General features: G+C 57.0%; 22 protein-coding genes. 4 read left to right on the plus strand and 18 right to left on the minus strand.

Features of this window, described 5'->3' with window-relative positions; all coding sequences use genetic code 11:
- Positions 1-72: 72 nt before the first annotated feature.
- The 17 genes from OZ656_RS15420 to urtA form a co-directional block, all read right to left on the minus strand.
- Complete coding sequence (locus OZ656_RS15420) at positions 73-1008, minus strand: nuclease-related domain-containing protein (protein WP_278350400.1); 936 nt, start codon at positions 1006-1008, stop codon at positions 73-75.
- Positions 1009-1215: 207 nt separating this feature from the next.
- On the minus strand, positions 1216-3030 hold the full coding sequence (locus tag OZ656_RS15425) for an ATP-binding protein (protein WP_278350401.1): 1815 nt from the start codon (positions 3028-3030) through the stop codon (positions 1216-1218).
- Positions 3027-4202, minus strand: coding sequence for an SIR2 family protein (locus tag OZ656_RS15430; protein WP_278350402.1), 1176 nt, complete (start codon positions 4200-4202; stop codon positions 3027-3029). The genes OZ656_RS15425 and OZ656_RS15430 overlap by 4 nt, the downstream gene beginning before the upstream one ends.
- Positions 4203-4311: 109 nt before the next feature.
- On the minus strand, positions 4312-4782 hold the full coding sequence (locus OZ656_RS15435) for a nuclease-related domain-containing protein (protein WP_278350403.1): 471 nt from the start codon (positions 4780-4782) through the stop codon (positions 4312-4314).
- A 171-nt stretch (positions 4783-4953) separates the two neighbouring features.
- Positions 4954-5529 (minus strand): HupE/UreJ family protein, encoded by a 576-nt coding sequence (locus OZ656_RS15440; protein WP_278350404.1) that lies wholly within the window; start codon positions 5527-5529, stop codon positions 4954-4956.
- A 57-nt stretch (positions 5530-5586) separates the two neighbouring features.
- On the minus strand, positions 5587-6225 hold the full coding sequence (gene ureG, locus OZ656_RS15445; RefSeq protein WP_278350405.1) for an urease accessory protein UreG: 639 nt from the start codon (positions 6223-6225) through the stop codon (positions 5587-5589).
- A gap of 25 nt (positions 6226-6250) precedes the next feature.
- The gene (locus OZ656_RS15450) at positions 6251-6979 is read right to left on the minus strand and encodes an urease accessory protein UreF (protein WP_379945219.1); all 729 of its coding nucleotides are present in this window, start codon (positions 6977-6979) and stop codon (positions 6251-6253) included.
- Positions 6951-7514: an urease accessory protein UreE gene (ureE, locus tag OZ656_RS15455; RefSeq protein ID WP_278350406.1), complete on the minus strand. Its 564-nt coding sequence runs from the start codon at positions 7512-7514 to the stop codon at positions 6951-6953. The genes OZ656_RS15450 and ureE overlap by 29 nt, the downstream gene beginning before the upstream one ends.
- Before the next feature lie 62 nt (positions 7515-7576).
- On the minus strand, positions 7577-9280 hold the full coding sequence (ureC, locus tag OZ656_RS15460) for an urease subunit alpha (protein WP_278350407.1): 1704 nt from the start codon (positions 9278-9280) through the stop codon (positions 7577-7579).
- Between the two features lie 148 nt (positions 9281-9428).
- Positions 9429-9746 (minus strand): urease subunit beta, encoded by a 318-nt coding sequence (locus OZ656_RS15465; protein WP_278350408.1) that lies wholly within the window; start codon positions 9744-9746, stop codon positions 9429-9431.
- 11 nt (positions 9747-9757) lie between these two features.
- A complete protein-coding gene (gene ureA / locus OZ656_RS15470) occupies positions 9758-10060 on the minus strand; it encodes an urease subunit gamma (RefSeq protein WP_278350409.1) in 303 nt (100 codons plus the stop codon).
- Between the two features lie 25 nt (positions 10061-10085).
- Positions 10086-10982 (minus strand): urease accessory protein UreD, encoded by an 897-nt coding sequence (locus OZ656_RS15475; RefSeq protein WP_278350410.1) that lies wholly within the window; start codon positions 10980-10982, stop codon positions 10086-10088.
- Positions 10979-11677 (minus strand): urea ABC transporter ATP-binding subunit UrtE, encoded by a 699-nt coding sequence (urtE, locus tag OZ656_RS15480; RefSeq protein ID WP_278350411.1) that lies wholly within the window; start codon positions 11675-11677, stop codon positions 10979-10981. The genes OZ656_RS15475 and urtE overlap by 4 nt, the downstream gene beginning before the upstream one ends.
- Positions 11677-12501: an urea ABC transporter ATP-binding protein UrtD gene (gene urtD, locus OZ656_RS15485; protein ID WP_014422380.1), complete on the minus strand. Its 825-nt coding sequence runs from the start codon at positions 12499-12501 to the stop codon at positions 11677-11679. Before urtD ends, urtE begins: the two co-directional genes overlap by 1 nt.
- Positions 12498-13631 carry an urea ABC transporter permease subunit UrtC gene (gene urtC, locus OZ656_RS15490; RefSeq protein ID WP_278350412.1) on the minus strand — a complete coding sequence of 378 codons (1134 nt, stop codon included), beginning with the start codon at positions 13629-13631 and terminating at the stop codon, positions 12498-12500. Before urtC ends, urtD begins: the two co-directional genes overlap by 4 nt.
- A 3-nt stretch (positions 13632-13634) precedes the next feature.
- Positions 13635-15239: an urea ABC transporter permease subunit UrtB gene (gene urtB, locus OZ656_RS15495; RefSeq protein WP_278350413.1), complete on the minus strand. Its 1605-nt coding sequence runs from the start codon at positions 15237-15239 to the stop codon at positions 13635-13637.
- 78 nt (positions 15240-15317) lie between these two features.
- Entirely contained in the window at positions 15318-16631 is a 1314-nt protein-coding gene (gene urtA, locus OZ656_RS15500) for an urea ABC transporter substrate-binding protein (protein WP_278350414.1), read from the minus strand.
- 704 nt (positions 16632-17335) lie between these two features.
- Here urtA and OZ656_RS15505 point away from each other — a divergent pair.
- Together OZ656_RS15505 and OZ656_RS15510 are read left to right on the plus strand one after the other, a co-directional pair.
- Positions 17336-17611 (plus strand): ComEA family DNA-binding protein, encoded by a 276-nt coding sequence (locus OZ656_RS15505; RefSeq protein ID WP_278350415.1) that lies wholly within the window; start codon positions 17336-17338, stop codon positions 17609-17611.
- A gap of 99 nt (positions 17612-17710) precedes the next feature.
- A complete protein-coding gene (locus OZ656_RS15510) occupies positions 17711-18655 on the plus strand; it encodes a DMT family transporter (protein WP_278350416.1) in 945 nt (314 codons plus the stop codon).
- Between the two features lie 27 nt (positions 18656-18682).
- Here OZ656_RS15510 and gloA read toward each other — a convergent pair whose 3' ends face one another.
- A complete protein-coding gene (gloA, locus tag OZ656_RS15515; protein ID WP_011786447.1) occupies positions 18683-19231 on the minus strand; it encodes a lactoylglutathione lyase in 549 nt (182 codons plus the stop codon).
- A gap of 153 nt (positions 19232-19384) precedes the next feature.
- On the opposite strand from gloA, the gene OZ656_RS15520 reads away from it, so the two are divergent.
- Together OZ656_RS15520 and OZ656_RS15525 are read left to right on the plus strand one after the other, a co-directional pair.
- Positions 19385-20041, plus strand: a complete 657-nt coding sequence (locus tag OZ656_RS15520; RefSeq protein ID WP_278350417.1) for a GntR family transcriptional regulator — start codon at positions 19385-19387, stop codon at positions 20039-20041.
- A gap of 186 nt (positions 20042-20227) precedes the next feature.
- A complete protein-coding gene (locus tag OZ656_RS15525) occupies positions 20228-21244 on the plus strand; it encodes a DUF6160 family protein (RefSeq protein ID WP_278350418.1) in 1017 nt (338 codons plus the stop codon).
- The last annotated feature ends 11 nt before the right edge of the window (positions 21245-21255 follow it).

Here is a 21255-nt window from a genome sequence, read left to right on the forward strand (position 1 = left end):
CTCTTGCCTAATGCAATAAATAAGACTGTCCCGGTTTTCCCCGTTTATCTGCTCAAAAACAAACCTGTTCCGCTATTTCGAGCTGGAGCCAGCAATACCCCATTTAACAGCAAATGGAGTGCTGGTGTTGCAAGACTGGCAATCCAGAAACATGTCAGCTTTGGACTTTCGGGTCTTGGTGGAAACTGAACCACATGCTGGACAGGCGTGCTTTAGAGCGGTGTTTGTTGAACATTTGGCGCATTGAACGTAGTAACCGAAGCGACCATATTGCGCCAAGAGGGCTTCGGTTTCACCGCATTTTTTACAGCTCACGGTTACAGGCCCTTGGCTAGTGGCTTCCAGCGCTTCAGTGGCCGTAACAGCTTGTTTGGTTTCCGGTTTCAGTGCCGATTCGCCGGACCGCTGGTAATTCTTCAAGAACGCATAGATTCGATCCATCTCATCAGCTGTAAAACGCGGCTCAGTTTTGACGAAGCTTTTCAGGGCGCTATTCGATGCTTGCGTGAGATCCTTGATCTTATCGACAAGAAACTCAGTTTTGACAATATGTTGTGAGATATCAGAGGGGATATTGTCACGATCCAACCGCGCAGAACTGGAAATCGCGATCACCGTTTTATATTGGCGTAAACCAAAGCTCTGTTGCAGACCCAGAAGCTTTCCCAGAAGATGAGAGCTATTCTCCGCAAGAAGAGCCTTTAGGTTATCAATCTGCACTGAGGCCTGCTGCACTGGAGAGGGGATACCGAACCATTCCTCTTTATAGGATCGTTCCCATTCACCCAGTGAATTAACCCTCACCGACCCCTGAATACTCTTGCTTTCAACGACAATAAAGCCGGCTTTGTAAATGATCAGATGATCAATCTGAGAATTAAAACCGTTCACTTCAATCACAAGGTTATTGAGTATTCTGTAGCTTTCGTTGCTTCCGAAGTATCGATCCAGGAAGTACGAAACCTGCGACTCCTGTTGTTCCCCTGCCATCCTTTTGTAATCAGGCATTACTGCGTTTCCTGTTGCAATGATTGGTTAAGTGTTTTCGTGAAAATAAACGTGGCCCAGTTTCACCTTTCGAGGTTTGTGGAAATGGCCGGCAATCACGATCCAGTAGCGACCTGACCCTGCGAATCGAATTCAAGGGTTTTGACGTCGCGAGTAATAAATCAATCCCGGTTTCCCCTGCGATGATCCCAGTCGGCAACCTCAACCTTACGAAGAACACCAACGCTCTACGACTGCATCCAATGCATCCTCACTTATCGAATCGTTCACCCAGCCTTCAGAAAATTTTATATCATTGGAATCGGGCAATTTGTCAGCTGGCAATTCGCTAATTTTTATTCGACTTGGTAGCGCAGCCGCCTCACCTACAAAAATTGCTTCCCTTCTTGTGAGGGACGAAAGCATCTTGGTAAGCCCCAACAAGCTATCTGGAAGAAATCTTGATACATGTTCTTGGTCGCTTGAATTTGTAAGACGAAGTACAAACCAAGAATTGCATTGAGATAGCACTGTAGACTCCACGTCCGAAGGTCTTTGAGAAACGAGCCCGAGGCCCAATCCATACTTACGACCTTCTTTCGCAATACGTCGAATCGCCTCCTGCGCTTCCTTATACTGAGCTTCACCGTGATTGGGTACGTATCGGTGAGCTTCTTCACATAAGAAGAGCACCGGGTCTTTTTCGCGCTCATCTCTGGATTGCCAGAGCTTGTACTGAAATAATAATCGGGCTATTAAAGCCGTTAGGGGGCCTGCCACCTCGTTAGGCAATCCAGAAATGTCAATTATTCTAACATCTTTATCATCATCCCCACCCACAAATTGCAGCAATATATCTTGAAGGCTAGGAGATTCTTCTTTATTAAACTCTTCTAGCAAAAATTTAAGTTGCGGATTTGATCGCAAAACCCGCAATTTCTTTAATATGCTGTCAATTTTATCGCGACCTGCGCTCTGAGCCAGATCATCAGATTTTCCAAGCTTTCTGCCTTGAACTTTACTTATGTGGGTAACAAACTTTGAAAGTTCAAAAGGTATCGGCTTATCACGATCAAAATTCAGAAATTCGTCTTCAGAAACATCATCCTTACGTTCTATCGCGGCGCCACCCAAAGGATCGTCACCCAAATCATTTATGTATCCCGCTTCAAGTAACCGAGAATAAGCTAAAGCCTCATAAATTATGTTATTTTGGGATGTCGCTTCATGCTCAGTCTTTCCAATTACTAAGGACCTAAGTTCATCGCTAGACATTAACCAGTAAGGCAATTTTAGAAGATGAACATTATCTTCCATATTTGAACTGGCGCCGTAGGCTCTAAATATTTTTGCTCGCTCAGAAAAAGCACTTGCGTACTCACCATGCGGATCAATCATGATAATCTTTGGCTTCAGCCTTACTCCTTCAGGTTCGTGAGCTAGCACTGAATGGAGTATCGAAGCAACAGTTCCCGACTTCCCCGAACCAGTAGATCCTAATACCGCAAAATGATGACCAAATAGCTTATCGATGTTTGCGCAACACAAAGCATTATTGCCGCCAACATAATTCCCAATCGGGACCATCGGGCTCACTGACTGCTCGTGAGCATTGAATTCAGCAGCCCTATAAATAGCTTCCAATTCATCGTTCAAACATATATATGCGTTTTGCAGAGGAAGAGGATAGGTCTCCAGCCCCCTCATAAAATCCAGTCGCAGGGACTTAACCGACCAATGCCCCTGACCGAACAGATCAGCTTCAAGAATTCTTGCATCATCTGAAGCGTCAATGCTTTTTATCTGATCATCTTCAACTATATCTGATCGCATTCTGAGTGATCTAACGAATGCGAAAAGCAACTTTGTGCCAAAATGTATTTTGATAATACTTCCCATTTGTCCAACAGGATAAATTTGGCCATCAATAGCACGCACTAGCTCACTTACGTTTTTATCGATTTCAATCCTGACCGTATTTCCAGAGACCTCAATAATCTTGCCGACTCGCAACTCTTCCCGGACCTCGAAAATTGCCTTCATGCCAGCTCTCCTGTTTTCAAGAAGTCTGTTAGACCATCAAAACGCCACCAATTATACTTCGAGCCCTCTTGCTCAAATATCGGCGTCGTCGATGAATGATAAAGGCCATTTTCCCCTGCAACGTATACTCGACTACCAATTCTCGGACAGTTTAGCCAGGCATCAAGGGTCGCGTTAACGACTGAGTTTTCTGATGAATCCTCCTTTATGAAGGCTATTAAGGTTGTCCGATTCCCTTCACTTCTTAAAGCCGCTTCTATTTCGTTATTTATATGTGAGTCACCGAAGCTATATCCACAACAAATTAGCGTATTTTGACTCTTGTCTCCCAAAACCTTCCTAAGCCTCATAAACAATGAGGCGAAAGGATCTTTTTGTGTCTCAACATATTTAGTTGCTTGAGGGTAGATCATTATATTTGAAGGATTAGAAAGGTACTTAGTACCATATCGAGCTCTCACTAGACCTAAATCAAAATCCTTATGCCAGTCAATTGAACCATGCAGCTTTATCACATCGTATGCATCGTAGTCCAAGTTCTGTTTCGAAAACTCTCTTTCGGCATTCCAGTAACCTACAGCGCCGCCAGAAAATCCATCTCGCACCATTCGTTTATGGAGAGCAAGAGCATCCTCTAGTAGAGTATCGTAGTTCGTTGTGAAAAAGGTCGTTACCGCTCTTCGCTCGAGATTCGCTTGGCTTTGCAACAAAGCCTGAATGAAATTGTAATGCGGTTCGATCTCAACTATTGGATTTTCGGGTGTCCCTATTTCTTCACTTGTACCACGACTTTTATTCTCGGGCACATACCCGTACCTAACTATCCATCCAATTTTTTCAATCATGGAACGATATAAGTCTTGGAGCGATTCCATCGAATGCGACTCCGCACCTATATTGGCTGCGTTAATTTTTGAACGTTCGGCTATTGCCATTAGGTCTCCCAGATGGCTCAAATAATGCTCAACATGACTATCATCGTTTAGGTCAGCCTTTATTGCCTGGAGTATTTTCGTTTTACTTTCGTCTTCTTCTCCCAATACCAGTTGCTCCACTCGATCGGTTAGCGGATACATTAGAGGTATTTTCGAGTCGAAGCTTATTCCGGCTCCGAATAGCCAATTTTGTCGAGTTTGGGAGCTAATCAGCTGTTTAAAATTTTCTAACTCCATGTCAAACCTATTTCCCGACATCTTCAAAATTCCTTCCAAAATATTTTTAAATATACAGAAACGCTACATATATAGGCCGTAAATACCAAAGTTCGTTTTTACGGCTTACTTAATTAGTTGCATGTTCCCGCTCTGCACCAGACCATACCTTTAACTTTCCAACGGACGGAGCAATCTTTCGGGCGAGAGTCCAGCTTAGTACCCAGAGGGCAGGGCCGAATTTTTGTGATATCACCGAGCGGCTTACTCGCTCCAGAATTTGCTTCACATTTTCACAACCCTTTCTCACTCGAATCATTAAAGTTTCACTCCCAGACGCAACCAGGTCCACCACAAACACGCCACACTGGGAGACAATGATATGGTCGATCTGTGTAGTACCGTCTTCGGTGGGCAAGGTAACGTGCTTGATCGGGTAGTAACGGATTTTATCTAGTGAGAGTTTGGCAGCGAGATTTACAACGCCTTCCCAGGCCTTAGCTTTGAACCTGGGGGATTTGATAACAGCCGCGAAGATGAAGAGCGGTATCAGGAACCAGAGGTAATCGAAGGGGGGCTGTAATGCCGGGGTGTAGTCCATCCGTTATCCTTAACAGCGGCGTCAGTCTGCTTCTTATAACTACACAGTAGCCTAATCCTTAGGAAACTTCATACCCGCACGACGTAAAGTTTAGTAAACCACATACAACAAAAGCCGCCCAGTTTCCCGAGCGGCTTTCCTGTCAGCTTTTTGATAATTTCGAAGTGTGGTTCAGGCAGCCGCCAGATAGGCCCCCGCTACCGCCAACACACCACCAACCCCACGACTGAACCGGCTATCAGCTTTCAGCATCAAGGCACCCAGCCCACGACCAACCATCGTGATGGCCAATGTGGCGATGGAAAAGCCAGCCAGATACGCAGCGAGAGTCGCGCCCGCGGGCATCTCCGCCCCATGCGCAAAGCCGTGAAACAGCATAAACGCACCAACCAGAGTACCACCCACAGCCGTCGGTAGTTTCGCCATTGTGGTGATCAGAATGCCCGCAACCAGTACCGAGAAGGTAATCCCTGTTTCCACACCGGGCAGGCTCAGGCCGCCCCAGGCCAGGGCGGCGCCGAATACCATACCGCCGATGACGAAGGCGGGGGTGGCGTTTTTCATGAGCTTGTTCTGGCGCACGCTCCAGAAGCCGATGGCGGCCATGGCCAGCAGGTGGTCCAGGCCCAGCATGGGGTGCAGCAGGCCGCTGGTGAAGCCGCCTTCGGTGTGGCCGGGGTGGGCCATGGCGGTGGCGGAGACGGTCAGCAGCGCGGTGGCACTGAGCAATTTCGTTACGAGTTTCATATCAATTCTCCCAATTCGTGTATGCGGTATCTCGAAATCCACTATGTTGCACGAGCCTTAGGCGGTCTCAGCAGTCTTTTGTGGGCGTCTTTCCGGCAACATGCCGCGCTCCAGAATGAAGCTGATGATGGTGTCTAGCCCTACCCCGTCGTACAGGTTGGTGAACACGAAGGGGCGTTCGCCGCGCATTTTCTTGCTGTCCCGTTCCATTACGTCCAGGGACGCGTGTACCTGTTCGGCAATGTCGATCTTGTTGATGATCAGCAGGTCGGATTTGGTGATGCCGGGGCCGCCTTTGCGGGGGATCTTGTCGCCGGCGGACACGTCGATCACGTACAGGGTGAGGTCGCTCAGTTCCGGGCTGAAGGTGGCGGAGAGGTTGTCGCCGCCGGATTCCACCAGCACCAGTTCCAGGCCGGGGTGGCGGCTTTGCAGGTCGTCGATGGCGGCCAGGTTCATCGAGGCATCCTCGCGAATGGCGGTGTGCGGGCAGCCGCCGGTTTCCACACCCAGGATGCGGTCTGCGGCCAGGGCTTCGTGGCGCAGCAGGAAGTCTGCGTCTTCCCGGGTGTAGATGTCGTTGGTGACCACGGCGATGTCGTAGTGGTCCCGCAGGGCGGTGCATAGCTGGCGCAGCAATGCGGTTTTACCAGACCCGACCGGGCCGCCTACGCCTACTCTCAGACAATGTGTCATGGCTGTATCTCCTTGATGTTTTTATTCAGCTTCTGAAAAGCCGTGAATACTGGGTTTCATGCAGGGCACTGCCGAGCGCAAGGCCTGGCAGGATGGGCCCGAGTTCGTGGTCTTGCCGTGCCAGCGCCTGGTCGGTGGCAATCACCAGTGCCGGGCGCAGTTGTTCGATAATCCGTTGGGCGGCGGTGTGGCCCAGGGGCAAGGCTTTGCAGGCCACCGCCAGCTGGTTTTCCAGCCAGGCCCAGGCAAAGCCCAGCAGGGTTTGCCGCACCGGCACCCGGCGTACCTGAGCGGCCCAGGCAAACAGGGTGATGTAGCCGGGCTCGGCCGGAATCAGGGTTCTCTCCGGCAGCAGGTTGAGGTTGCCCAGCAGGGTTTTAAGGGCACCGCCCAGGCGAGTGTCTTCGTCGCTCAGTTCTGCGGTTTCCCGGGTGGCGTGCAGCCACTGGTTCCAGTGCGCGATGATGGCGCCGTTGTCGTTCGCCCAGGCGGTTTGCAGCCGGGCCAGTAATGGCAGTTCACACCGGCTCAGGCCGTCTTCCAGTACGCCTTCAATCCACCGGGCCAGTTCCGCTTCGTTGTTCACCCAACCCAGCTCAAAGGCACTTTCCAGGCCCTGGGACCAGGCAAAGGCGCCGATGGGCAACGCCGGGCTGACCAGTTGCATCAGCCCCAGCAGGGCCAGGTCGCCGCCGGGTTCACCCTCACCCGCCATGGCAGCCGGCTCAGTGGGTGTGTTTGTGGCCGTGAGCATGGGTATGTCCAGCAGCGTGAGTGTGGTCATGGCTTTCACCGTGCGAGTGCGCGTGGGAATGGCCATGGCTATGACCGTGCGAATGGCCCTGGCCGGCCTGGTTGTAGGCTCCGGGTTCCGGGTCGAAGGTGGCGGTGTGGTGCACCACGGTGGCGCCCAGGCGTTCGGCCAGTTCTTCCAGTACGTGGTCGGGCGGGAAGCGCACGAAGGCGCCCTGCTCGTCTTCACCAATGGCCAGGGTGACGTGGCGGTTGCCCAGGTGGTAACACAAGCGGGCCAGCGGCAGGCCGGTTTCTACGCGGGCGGTAACCACCGGCTCTTCCGCGGCGCGAATGCGGATGATCTCGCCGGATTTCGCTTGCAGCAGGTCGCCGTCTCTCAACACCGGGCCACGGTCCAGAAACAGGCCCACGTCCAGGTTGGTTTCGGTGGTCGCGCGCAGGCGGCCGCGAATGCGCAGTTCGTAGGGCAGCACCAAGCTGTCGTGGATTTCGCTGGCGTCTACGTGGGTGATGCGTTTAGTCAGTTCCAACATCCGTTCGTTCCTCTCAGAACAGCCTTGAGCTGTGTTGATTAAGCAGCCTTGAGCTGTATTGACTAAAAAAGGTGATAGAGCTGGGCCAGGGGCAGTTCGGTCGCCGGCTCGCAGGTGAGCAGTTCGCCGTCGGCGTGCACTTCGTAGGTTTGCGGGTCTACGGTCAGGTGCGGGCAGGCGTCGTTCAGTTTCATGTGCTGCTTGCGCACATCCCGCACGCCTTTGCAGGCCGAGAGCGGGCTGTCCAGGCCCAGTTCCTCACCAATATTGGCGTCCAGCGCGGCCTGGCTGACAAAGGTCAGGCGGGTGGCACTGGCAGCTTTACCAAAGGCGCCGAACATGGGGCGGTAATGCACCGGCTGCGGTGTGGGGATAGAGGCGTTCGGGTCGCCCATGGGGGCGGCGGCTATCATCCCGCCCTTGAGGATGCAGGCAGGCTTTACGCCGAAAAACGCCGGGCTCCACAGCACCAGGTCTGCCAGTTTGCCCACTTCCACCGAGCCCACATCATGGGCGATGCCGTGGGTGATGGCGGAGTTGATGGTGTACTTGGCGATGTAGCGTTTGGCGCGGAAGTTGTCCGCGCCGCGCTCCTGGTCTTCCGGCAACAGGCCGCGCTGCACTTTCATCTTGTGGGCGGTTTGCCAGGTTCGACAGATTACCTCGCCCACCCGGCCCATGGCCTGGGAGTCGGAGGAGATCATGGAGATCACGCCCATGTCGTGCAGGATGTCTTCCGCCGCGATGGTTTCCCGGCGGATGCGGGAATCGGCGAAGGCCACATCTTCCGGGATGTTCGGATCCAGGTGGTGGCACACCATCAGCATGTCCAGGTGTTCGTCGATGGTGTTTACGGTGTAGGGCCGGGTCGGGTTGGTGGACGACGGCAGTACATAATCTTTGGAGCAGGCGGTAATGATGTCCGGGGCGTGGCCGCCGCCGGCGCCTTCGGTATGGAAGGTGTGAATGCAGCGGCCTTTGAAGGCGGCCAGGGTGTCTTCCACAAAACCGGATTCGTTCAGGGTGTCGGTGTGGATCGCCACCTGGATGTCGTACTGGTCGGCCACGGTCAAGCAGTTGTCGATGCTGGCCGGAGTGGTACCCCAGTCTTCGTGCAGTTTGAGGCCGATCACGCCGGCTTTTACCTGTAGCTCCAGCGCTTCCGGCAGGCTGGCGTTGCCCTTGCCCAGAAAGCCGATGTTCATGGGCAGGCTGTCCACGGCCTGCAGCATCTTGCCGATGTGCCAGGGCCCCGGAGTACAGGTGGTGGCGTTGGTGCCGGTGGCCGGGCCGGTGCCGCCGCCGAGCATGGTGGTCACGCCGCTCATCAGAGCTTCTTCTACCTGTTGGGGGCAGATGAAGTGGATGTGAGGGTCGATGCCGCCGGCGGTGAGGATTTTGCCTTCACCGGCAATGATTTCGGTGCCGGGGCCGATGACGATGGTCACGTCTGGCTGGGTGTCCGGGTTGCCGGCTTTGCCGATGGCGGCGATGCGGCCTTTCTGGATGCCTACGTCGGCTTTGACGATGCCCCACCAGTCGAGGATCAGGGCGTTGGTGATGACGGTGTCCATCACTTCGTCGTCGCAGCGCTGGCTTTGGCCCATGCCGTCGCGGATGACTTTGCCGCCGCCGAATTTTACTTCGTCGCCGTAGTGGGTGTGGTCTTCTTCCACTTCAATCCACAGTTCGGTGTCGCCCAGGCGGACCCGGTCCCCTACGGTGGGGCCGTACATGTCGGCGTAGGCTTGTCTGCTGATTTTCATCTTATTCCTCGTTGTAACTTGGGTGCCGGGGCCGGTCGGGTAAGGCTTTCCAGGAAACGCTCCTGGCGGCACATCCATGTGGCGCTTGTTCTCCGGCATCCATGCCTCCGCACATTCCTGGAAAGCCTTACCCGACCGACCCTCATAGTTATTTCGTGGAGTCCAAACTCCCCATTACTTCACCCCGGAAACCATAAATTTCTCGCTTTCCGGCAAACGGAATCAGCGTCACAGACCGGGTCTGGCCGGGCTCAAACCGAATGGCGGTGCCGGCGGCCACGTCCAGGCGATAGCCGCGGGCCTTGGCGCGGTCGAAGTCCAGGGCGGGGTTGGCTTCGGCGAAGTGGTAGTGGGAGCCGATCTGCACCGGGCGGTCGCCGGTGTTGCCGACGTCCAGCTGGATGCGTTCGCGGCCGGCGCAGAGTTCGATGTCGCCGTCTTTGAGTTGGTATTCACCGGGGATCATGTGTCTGCTCCTTAGACGATGGGATTGTGGACCGTCACGAGTTTCGTTCCGTCTGGGAAGGTGGCTTCCACCTGGACTTCGTGCACCATGTCAGCCACGCCGTCCATCACGTCTTCGCGGGTGAGGATTTCGGTGCCGGCGCTCATCAGTTCGGCCACGGTGCGGCCTTCGCGGGCGCCTTCCAGGATTTCGGCGCTGATCAGGGCCACCGCTTCGGGATAGTTCAGTTTCAGGCCTTTGGCTTTGCGGCGTTCAGCCAGCAGGGCGGCGGTGAACAGCAGCAGCTTGTCTTTGTCTCTGGGGGTGAGTTCCATGGATGACTCCGTTGTCTCGTATGCGTCAGGTAAGCCAGATTCTGGGTGTGTGGGCCGGTACGCTGGCGAGCATGGGGCGCAGCAGGTGCCAGGCCTGTTCGCACAGGGCCCAGGCTTCGTTGCGTTCGGTGCCCAGGTAGCGCAGGAGCAGCACGCCCCGGCGCCGGGTCACGGCCCAGCGGTTGTGGTCTGGTAACTGTGCTCTCAGCACGTCGATGGCGGCGGATTCGTCTTCCAGGCCGACCGCCCAGAGGGTCGCCTGTACAGTGGCGCCACCCTGGCCCCAGGGGCCGTTGAACCGGCGGTGTTTCGGGTCCAGCAACTGGCGCTCCAGCCACAGCGGCTGGCCGTCCAGGCTTAAATGGAAACGCTGTTCCAGTTCGCCGGTGGCAAACGGCAGGTCGCTGGCCGGGCGGCCCAGTGCAAGCACTTCCCAGCCCAGAGTTCGAGCGCCGGCTGCCAGTTCAATGGTGGTGGTTTGCAAACCACGGGAGCCGTCGAAGGCGATGGTTTCCTGGGGCAGATATTCCAGGATCGCGTCTTTGGCGACCTGCAACCGGGTGTGCTGGCCCCAGGCCACGCCATGGCTGTCGGCCTTGTACAGTTTCGCCGCGGCCGGGGTGGTCAGAAGCGCGTGACCACCTTCGGCCACGGTGGCTTCGATGCGCAGTTCGTCGCCGCTCACCAGGCCACCCGGGGGGTGCAGCAGGTACACGTGGCAGCAGCCGGTTTTGCCCTCCGGGTAGAAGGGGCGCTGTACCCGCAGCGGGCCATGGTGGCGCCGGCGTACCAACCGGGTTACCAGCGCCGGTTCGCTCTCGACGCGGGCTTCAAACCCCAGTTCCAGGGCCGCCGCCCAGCGCCGTTCGGTGTCGAAGCGGTGGCCGGAGGCGTGGCGGTCGATGGCTTGGTAGGCGGTCATACGGTCAGGTGCTGTTTGATGAGTTCATCGGTCAGCCCGGCAATGTCGCCTTCGGCCACGCGCCGGCCCCGGTCGAGGATGGCAAAGCGGTCGGCGTATTTCCGTGCGAACGGCAGTTTCTGTTCCACCAGCAGCACGGTCAGGCCGTCTTCTTCAATCAACCGGCGAATCACCTCGCCAATCTGGGCCACGATGTTGGGCTGGATGCCCTCCCCCGGCTCGTCGAGGATCAGCAGTTTCGGCTCAATCACCAGCGCCCGGCCAATGGCCAGCTGTTGCTGCTGGCCGCCGGAGAGGTCGCCGCCCCGTCGGTGTTTCATTTCTTTCAACACCGGGAACAGCTCGTAAATGCGTTCGGGGATTTGCTTGCTGCCATCGGCCCGCACCGCCAGGCCGGTGCGCAGGTTTTCCTCCACGGTCAGCAGCGGGAAGATCTGCCGGCCCTGGGGCACGTAGCCGATGCCCAGGCGGGAGCGGTCTTCGATTTTCTTTTTGGTGAGTTCCACATCCCGGGCAAACTCGATGGAGCCGCTTTTCACGGTTTCCTCGCCCATAATGCATTTCATCAGCGTGGTCTTGCCCACGCCGTTGCGGCCCATCACGCAGGTACACTGGCCCTGGGGCACGTCCAGCTCCAGGTCCCAGAGGGTGTGGCTTTCGCCGTAGAACTGGTTGAGCTTTTCAATCTTGAGCATCAGGCCTCCTCCCCCAGATACACCTTGATCACATCCGGGTCGTTGGAGACCTGGTCCATGGTGCCTTCGGCCAGCACGCTGCCCTGGTGCAGTACGGTGACTTTGCGGGCGATGGAGCGCACAAAGCCCATGTCGTGTTCCACCACCACCACGGACTGTTTGCCCGCAAGACTGGTGAGCAACTCGGCGGTGCGTTCCATTTCCTGTTCGGTCATACCGGCCACGGGCTCGTCCACCAGCAGCAGCCGGGGTTTCTGCATCAACAGCATGCCGATCTCCAGCCACTGTTTCTGGCCGTGGGAGAGGATGCCGGCGGGCTTGTCGCGCAGCGCCTGCAAACCGATCATTTCCAGGATTTCGTCAATCCGGTCCCGGTATTCCGCGGTCATGATGGCAGTCAGGGTGGGCAGGATGCGTTTGTCGGCGGCCATGGCCAGTTCGAGGTTTTCGAACACAGTCAAAGCCTCGAACACGGTGGGCTTCTGGAATTTGCGGCCGATGCCCAGGGTGGCAATGTCCGGCTCGTTCATGCGCAGCAGGTTGTGGCGGCTGCCGAACCACACCGAGCCGGTGTCGGGCCGGGTTTTACCAGTGATGATGTCCATCATGGTGGTTTTACCCGCCCCGTTAGGACCGATGATGCAGCGCAGTTCGCCGTCGTCGATGGTGAGGTTGAGGTTGTTGATGGCCTTGAAGCCATCGAAGCTCACGCTCACGTCTTCCATGTACAGGATCGGGCCGTGGCGCACGTCAACCGGCGAGGCCACGGGGGTGAGAAACTCAAATACCTGATCCCGGTTGGCAAGTTGTTCAAAGATGCTCATGCGGTGGCCTCCTGAGCGCCGGGTTGGTCATCGTCCGTCTGGCGGCGTTTCTGCAACAGCCCGGCGATGCCCTTGGGCAGGAACACCGTCACCAGCACGAACAGCGCGCCCAGGGCGAACAGCCAGGCGTCCGGCATGATGCCGGTGAACACGGTCTTGGCGTAGTTCACCAGCAAGGCGCCGATGACCGCGCCATACAGGGTGGCACGGCCACCGAGGGCGACCCACACCACGATTTCGATGGAGAACAGCGGCGAGAATTCGCTGGGGTTGATGATGCCCACCTGTGGCACATACAACGCGCCGGCCACACCCGCCAGCATGGCGGAGACCACGAACACAAACAGCTGCACCCGCTCCACCCGGTAACCCAGGAACCGGGTACGGGCTTCGGCATCGCGGCAGGCCACGCTGACCCGGCCCAGCTTGCTGGTCACAATGGCACGGCACACGACATAGCCCACTGCCAGCGCGATGCCGGTCGCCAGGAAAAGGCCAAGTCGGGTGGCGTCGCTGCGCAGGTTGAAGCCGAGGATGTCTTTGAAATCGGTCAGGCCGTTGTTGCCACCGAAGCCCATCTCGTTGCGGAAGAACGCCAGCATCAACGCAAAGGTGAGTGCCTGGGTGATGATGGAGAGGTACACGCCGGTTACCCGGGAGCGGAAGGCCAGGAAGCCGAACACCAGCGCCAGCACGCCCGGCGCCAGCAGCACCATGATGAAGGCGAACCAGGCCATATCGAAGCCCTGCCAGTACCAGGGCAACTCCTGCCAGTTCAGGAACACCATGAAGTCCGGCAATACGGGATCGCCATACACGCCGCGATCACCAATCTGGCGCATCAGGTACATGCCCATGGCGTAGCCGCCGAGGGCAAAGAAAGCGCCGTGGCCCAGGCTGAGAATGCCCAGGTAACCCCACACCAGGTCCACCGCCACCGCCAGCAGGGCGTAGCACAGGTACTTACCCAAAAGGGTAACGGTGTAAGCACTTACGTGCAGGGCACTGTCTTCCGGCATAAACAGATGCAGGAAGGTAACCACCACCAGGGCGACGAACAGGACTCCGAGGAAAACTTGGGTGGAACGCTCCTGGAACGGCCGGAGCAGCCAGGTTTGTGATGTCGCCATAACTCAGCCCTCCGCCGCCCGGCCTTTCTGCGGGAATAGCCCGCGTGGCCGCTTTTGAATGAACAGAATGATCAGCACCAGCACCATGATTTTGGCGAGGACCGCACCAGCCCAGGGTTCCAGCAGCTGGTTGATGGTGCCCAGGGAAAGCCCGGCAATGAGGGTGCCCCAGAGATTGCCCACACCACCGAACACCACCACCATGAACGAATCGATGATGTAGTTCTGGCCCAGGTTGGGGCCGACGTTGGTGATCTGCGACAGGGCCACGCCCGCCAGCCCGGCCACGCCGGAGCCCAGGGCGAAGGTCATGATGTCCACTTTGGTGGCTTTGATGCCCATGGAGCGGGCCATGGCCCGGTTCTGGGTAACTGCACGGACTTCCAGCCCCAGGCGGGTTTTGCGCATGATCAGCATCAGCCCGGCGAATACCACCAGGGCAAAGCCGATCACGTACAGGCGATTCAGGGTGAGCGACAACGCCTCGTTCACCATGATTGAGCCACTCATCCACTCGGGCGTGACCACGGTGCGGTTGAGGGGGGAAATCACGGTACGCACCAGTTGCTGAAGAATCAGGCTGATGCCGAAGGTGGCCAGCAGGGTTTCCAGCGGGCGGCCCTTCAGGTACTGGATCACGCTGCGCTCAATGGCGATGCCCGCCAGCGCCGCCACCAGGAAACCGGCCGGGATGGACAGGATCAGGGCCAGGCCGGGCTGGCCCGGGAACAGCTGCTGCATACCCCAGGTGGTGTAGGCCCCGAGCATGATCAGCTCACCATGGGCCATGTTGATCACGCCCATCACACCAAAGGTGATGGCCAGGCCAATGGCGGCCAGCACCAGTACCGAGCCGAGGGACAGGCCAAAATACAGGGTCTCGGCAGCGCGGTTGAGTTTGAGTTTCTGTTCAATGCTGGCCAGGGCTTCCTCGGCCGCAGCCGCCAGCGCAGGGTCATCGCTGTTAACGGCATTATTCAGGGCGGCACGCACAGTCGGGTTCAGGCTGCCAGACAAAGTGGCTACCGCCTCAACATCGCCCTGCTCCACCTGGTAAATGGCCAGGGCATTGGTGAGCATGTCACGCACCTGGCCGTTGTCTTCCACCTGCAAACGGGCCTGCAGCTGGGTGGCCAGCGCTTCATTCACGTCGCCCAGCAGATTGCGCGCGGCATCAAGGCGTTGGCCTGGGTCGGCCACGGTCAGGTCGATAACCGAGAGGATGCCCTCGATGTCGGCCCGCAGGGCGTTGTTTACCCGCAGGCTTTGCAGATCACGGCGCGACATTTCACCCAGGTCTTCGCCGGTCAGGGCGTCGGCGATCTGCCAGTTACGGCCCCGGTTGTTAACCACAATCACCAGGGCACCGGTGTCTTCAATCATCGCGAGTTTGCCGTCGCGAACGGCTTCCAGCCAGCCCCGGGCGCGTTCGTCGCCGGTTTCGGAGAGGGCTTTGAGTAAGTCGGTTTTTTCAGCTTGCCCGGCTTCTACGAGCCGTTTCAGCAGCGCTTCGGGCGCATCGGTCTGCGCCTGGGCATTCGCCAGTGTGGCCCCTAGGGCCAGACAGACAGCCAATACCATCCTGGCGAGCAATCGGTGAATGCTCATGATTCATTCCTGTTGGCTTGGGAATTCGGGAGCGGTGCCGGGCAGGCTCAGGCCTGCCCGGCTGTGCCCGGTTGGAGCTTAGTTGGAGGCGACGTCAGCCGAGCCACCACCGCACTTGCCGGTGACTACGTTGAAGTTGCCGCAACGCAGAGGCGCGCGCCAGTCGCTGATCAGATCCTTGGAGCCCGGCAGGAAGTCAGACCAGGCATCCCCGGCAACGGTGGACGGGGTTTCCCAGACCACGGAGAACTGGCCGTTGTCCTGGATCTCGCCAATCAGCACCGGCTTGGTGATGTGGTGGTTCGGCATCATGGTGGCGTAGCCGCCGGTGAGGTTGGGCACGCTCACCCCGATGATGGCGTCTTTCACTTCATCCACGTCGGCGGTGCCGGCTTTCTTCACCGCTTCAACGTACATGTTGAAACCGATGTAGTGGGCTTCCATCGGGTCGTTGGTGACGGCGGCATCGTCGCCCTTGTAGGCAACCCAGGCGTCGATGAAGTCGTAGTTGGCGTCGTTATCCACGCTCATGAAGTAGTTCCAGGCAGCCAGGTGGCCAACCAGCGGAGCGGTGTCGATGCCGGAGAGTTCCTGTTCACCCACGGAGAACGCAACCACGGGAATGTCGGTGGCGGAAATGCCCTGGTTGCCCAGTTCACGGTAGAAGGGCACGTTGGCGTCGCCATTGATGGTGGAAACCACGGCGGTCTTCTTGCCGGCGCTGCCGAATTTCTTGATGTCAGACACGATGGTCTGCCAGTCAGAGTGGCCGAAAGGCGTGTAGTTAATCATGATGTCGCCGGCGGCCACACCTTTGTCTTTCAGGTAGGTTTCCAGAATCTTGTTGGTGGTGCGTGGGTAAACGTAGTCGGTGCCGGCCAGCACCCAGCGCTCAACACCCAGATCGTTCATCAGGTAATCAACCGCTGGAATCGCCTGCTGGTTGGGCGCCGCACCGGTGTAGAACACGTTTTCAGACGATTCCTCGCCTTCGTACTGAACCGGGTAGAACAGCAGGCCGTTCAGTTCTTCTACCACCGGCAGAACGGATTTACGGGACACAGAGGTCCAGTTACCGAAGATCACGTCGACCTTTTCTTTCTCCAGCAGCTCACGGGCTTTCTCCGCGAACAGCGGCCAGTTGGAAGCCGGATCAACCACCACCGGCTCCAGCTGGCGGCCAAGTACGCCACCGGCGGCGTTCTGCTTTTCAATCAGCATCAGCATGGTGTCTTTCAGTGCGGTTTCACTGATGGCCATGGTGCCGGACAGGGAATGGAGAATACCGACCTTGATGGGGTCTTCGGCGGCAAACCCGGTATTGATGGAACCGAGGGAGACAGACAGCGCCAATGCAGAGAGGCCCAGTTTCACGTGTTTTTTGATGCTCATGTTGTGCGTCCTTTTCTTTGGTTTTGGGTCGTCAAACGCAAACAGCCAATTGCATCCGCCGTTCCAACAACCAAAAAAGCACAAATAAAACATGGTGTTAGATAACAAAAAACATGCCCTAACCGGATCTGCAATGAATTGGTGCGCGGTTTCAGGCCTCAATTCAGTGCTTCGGCCAACCCACCGCCCTAAATTGGTGCGCAACATCTAAAACCCACTGCACCATCTGGTAGCGTGCCGATTTTCAGGCAATAAATTGCCCGCAAAAACACCCTGAAACAATGAATTCAGGTTCACCGAAAAGCTCACAGCTCTGTGGGATATCTCGCACAAACCGTCTGGTGGATGTCCGATTTTCCGAAATTTCATCTTCCGTAGAATGAGCATTGTCAGGGATGACAAGCCAGCACGGACGTTGGCTCACGGACGAGAACTCCACGGATTCGGAGTTGCCCGATGGATAAGGGCTACAGGGATGACTGCAAGGATGAAGTGCTCAGGATGATGCGCAGCCTGATGGATCAGGCAGGGGTCAGCCACGGAATTTGGGGACTACACGGACAGTAGTTCCTTTCCGTGCACTAAATTGCTCTCACACCCGCCTTACCCTTTTTTGTTCTGCACCGTTTCGAATCACCAATAGCCTCAATGGTTTGTCGTGCCTGACTGTTCATAACAACGTTATTACACTCAGGAGTTCTCCGATGAAACCAACCTCATTTCTGGCCACCCTTGTTCTGTTTTTCAGCCTGATCACTGGCTCTGCTGCCTTCGCAAGCGAGCAACCCGCCGTGAACATCAACACCGCCGATGTAGCCACTCTGGCGTCTCTGAGCGGCGTGGGTGAGAGCAAGGCCCAGGCTATTATTGAATACCGCGAAGCCAACGGCCCCTTCGACAGCATTGAGGCACTGGCCGATGTGAAGGGTATTGGTGCGCGTACGGTTGAAAAGAACGCCGACCGCCTCGCCGTGAAATAAGCCCCGGGGCAGCCTCGCTGCCCCTCTCCTTTCCCTTATAGCGCCACGCACTTACCGCTGATACCCTTGCCTGTTTGTTTCTCCAACCGGCAGTTTGTCATGATCCACGGAGCACTTCTTATTGCCCTGGCCTCTTTGCTCTGGGCCACTACAGGGATTGTCGCCAAGTTTCTGTTCAACGGTACGGAACTGGAGGCCATCACCCTCGGTTTTTTGCGCCTGGTGGTTGCGCTGCCATTCTTCTGGCTATTGATGCAGCGCGAGCAACGGCAGCTGGTGGCCCGCAGCCCCGGCCAGACGGTGCCCGGCAGCTCTTTGCGTTCTCTCAGCGGCAAGGCCATGCTCACCCTCACCGCCCTGGGGCTGTTCCAGGCGTTCTATCAGGGCAGCTATCTGCTGGCGGTGGATCTGACCGGGGCAGGCATTGCCACCCTGATATCCCTGTGCCTGCCACCCGTTCTGGTGGCTATTCTGGCTGCCCCATTGCTGGGCGAGAAACCAGGGCTGCTCACTATCCTGGCCGCGATTGCCGCGATTCTGGGCACGGGCATGCTGGTGGTCGGTGACATGGACACCGCCGGCACCCTGCGACTGGCAGGCATTCTGATGGCACTGCTGGCGGCAGCGGTATACACCGGCTTCACCCTGACCAGCCGCTACAACTCAACCGGCACACCGGTGTTTACCACCGCCTTTATCTGCTTTGGTACCGCCGCACTGCTGCTGTTGCCGGTGGTGGCCCTGAGTGGCGGCTTTGCGGGGCTGGAGACGATGGGGCTAAAGCACTGGCTGATGGTGCTGTACATAGGCGTGGTGCCCACCTGCATTGGCTATTTGCTGTTCTTTACCGGGATGAAAACCACGCCGGCGACGGTATCCAGCATTGTCGTCGTGCTCGAACCGTTGTTTATTGCCTTGCTGGCCTGGCTGATTCTGGGAGAGGAACTGGGGCCGATTGGTGTTGCCGGCGCGTTCATTCTGACGGTGGCGGTGATTGTCGCCTCGCGCTATGGCAAGGCGCCCGGCGCCAGCCAGGAGAGCTGAACGCCGGGGTAAAGAGCAGCTGGATGATCAGCTGTCCTTGCGCTGCTTCTCCAGCATGTCTGGCTGCAGGATTTCAATCCAGTAGCCGTCCGGGTCTTTGATAAAGGCCAGACCTTTCATTTTGCCGTCGTCCGGTTTTTTCACGAATTCCACGCCCAGCTTTTCGAAGCGCTCACAGGCAGCGTAGACATCGGGCACGGCAATGCCGATATGGCCGAAGCCCTGGGGCTCATCATTGCCGTTGTGGTAGGCAAAGTCGGCATCGTCTTCGGTGCCCCAGTTATGGGTAAGCTCCAGCATCGCTTCCCGGCCAAAGGTGTAGGTAGTCCGGTGGCCATCATCATTTGGCACAAACTGGGCCTGCTTGTCGTCCAGGTAGCCCAGGAAGTAGAGCGTGAACTTCATTTCCGGGAAATCCAGCTTGCGAACCAGGCGCATGCCCAGTACCCGGGTGTAGAAGTCCATGGAACGCTCAGGCTCCTTGATGCGCATCATGGTCTGGTTAAAGACATAGCCTTCGGTTTCGGGAACGGGGTCATCGTACAGGCCCGGGGCCTGCTCAAAATGCTTGGGCATGTTGGTTTCCCTTATGTTTGGAGGATTCAAGCCATATACCTGCGTGCTGCACGGGCAGATTTCAAGGTAGTGACCGGCATTACTCCGGCTGTGCTACACTCCCGCCGTTCCAAGTTTGTCTAACAACCCGACAGTGAGCAGACAGAGCCCCCTATGGACTTTCAGGTGCCCAATACTCTGGCAGAGCAGATTGCCAACTTCCTGGCCGAGCGCATCATGACCGGGCAGATCCGTCCCGGAGAGCGTATTCAGGAAGCCACGCTGGCTAACGAACTGAAAGTCAGCCGGGCATCAGTGAAAGAAGCGCTCTACACTCTGGAGCGCTGGCACCTGGTGGAAATCACACCACGGAAAGGAGCTTCAGCAACCCAGCTGAATGCCGAGTACGCGTCGGAGCTCTATGACGTCTATATGCATTTGCTGATGATGCTGGCTTCGCGCCTGTGCGAGCGCTGGCAGGAGGCTGACAAAGACCGTTTGCTGGTGGCGGTCTCGCAGGTGGTCGAACGGATAAAAGAACCCCACCCCGACATCACCCGGGTGGTGGAAGCCAGCTTTAACGTGATGGAAGCTTGCTGCCAGGTCGTCGCCAACCCCTACCTGACCGAGGCGCTGTCCAACTTCAAACCTGCCGTGAGCCGAGCCTATTACCTGGGTGCAGACCGCTACCGCAAGGGCCTCGCAACCACCAGCACGTTTTTCTCGGAGTTGCCGCAGGCGGTGTTGGCGCGGGATTCGACCAAAGCCACTGAGCTGATCCGGGGCTTCGCCGAGCATCAGAAAAACCTCATCCGCCAGGCACTGGATTGAAGCACCAGTCACGACTGTTCAGGTTGTGACCAGCCTCACAGATCACCCCCGCCTTCAGGCTTAAAGTAACAATGTGTAACTTTTAACGACCGCAGCTCTGGTTGTGTTGTCCCTGCGGCTGATCAGCACACTCAGGTGTACTGAATCAATCAATAACAACAAATCGTCGAACGAACCGGGGCCAACATGTCTTTTCTCATTTCTGGGGCCAGAAGATCCCTCGCCTGCCTGAGCCTGATGGCCGGCACCTCATTAGCCGTGCCTGCCATGGCCGAATTCCAGCCGCTGGATGACACAACCCTGGCGGGTGTGACTGGCCAGGCCGGTGTAACCATTGAACTGGAAACCAAGCTCAATATTGATCACCTGATCTGGACCGATGAAGGCTCCCTGGGAATCAACGGCCTGAGATTGTCCGGCCAGAACGATACCGTGCTGGACAACATGAAGCTGACGATTGATATTGCGGGCAGTGGCGAAGTTCTGGAGCACGGTTTCTCCGAGATAGCACGCCGCGCCAACGCCGGTCTACTCGATACCAGTAATCCCGATGTCGCGGACGCGCTGGCGAAATACTCGGTTGGCGGCAGTTTCGGCAAACAGTTCGACAACGGCGACCTGGTGATCCATCTGGGGGCCAGCGATTACGGCGACCCCACCAGTCTGACCGATTACCTGCAGGCGGTGGATTTCGAACTGGCTATCGACAGCATCACCACCACCGGCAGTGAAGGCAGCGCCAGTTTATTCTCAAACATCCTGCTGCAGGGCTACATCGGCCCCACCGATCTGGTTATCCGCAATAACGGCGGCGCCACGCGCACCCTGGCCAACGGCAACGTGGTGTCCGGCTCGGAACTGCAGCTCGATACCCACTTCGAGATCAGCAACGGCAGCCTGAACTGGGACGCGGCCGACGTGATCCTGCTGTTCAACTTCGCCGCCGTTGGCATTGAAGGGCTACAGATTCATAACCGCCGTGGCGCGGATACCCTGGGGCACTTTGGTATGGCCCATGCCAAGGCTAACCTGTCCCGGGGCACCAGTGCCGCTTCTGGCAAAGAAGGCCTTTCTGTACACGATGTGGAATTCCGGGCTGATATCGACATGCCGGTATTCCGCATGGGTGACACCAGCATCGGCTCGGTTCAGTTCACAGACTTTGCCATCACCAACACCAATCTGATGGTGTACGGCCACTGAGCCAAACTGGA

It is taken from the genome of Marinobacter sp. LM1 (assembly GCF_042763285.1).
Lineage (GTDB): Bacteria > Pseudomonadota > Gammaproteobacteria > Pseudomonadales > Oleiphilaceae > Marinobacter > Marinobacter nauticus.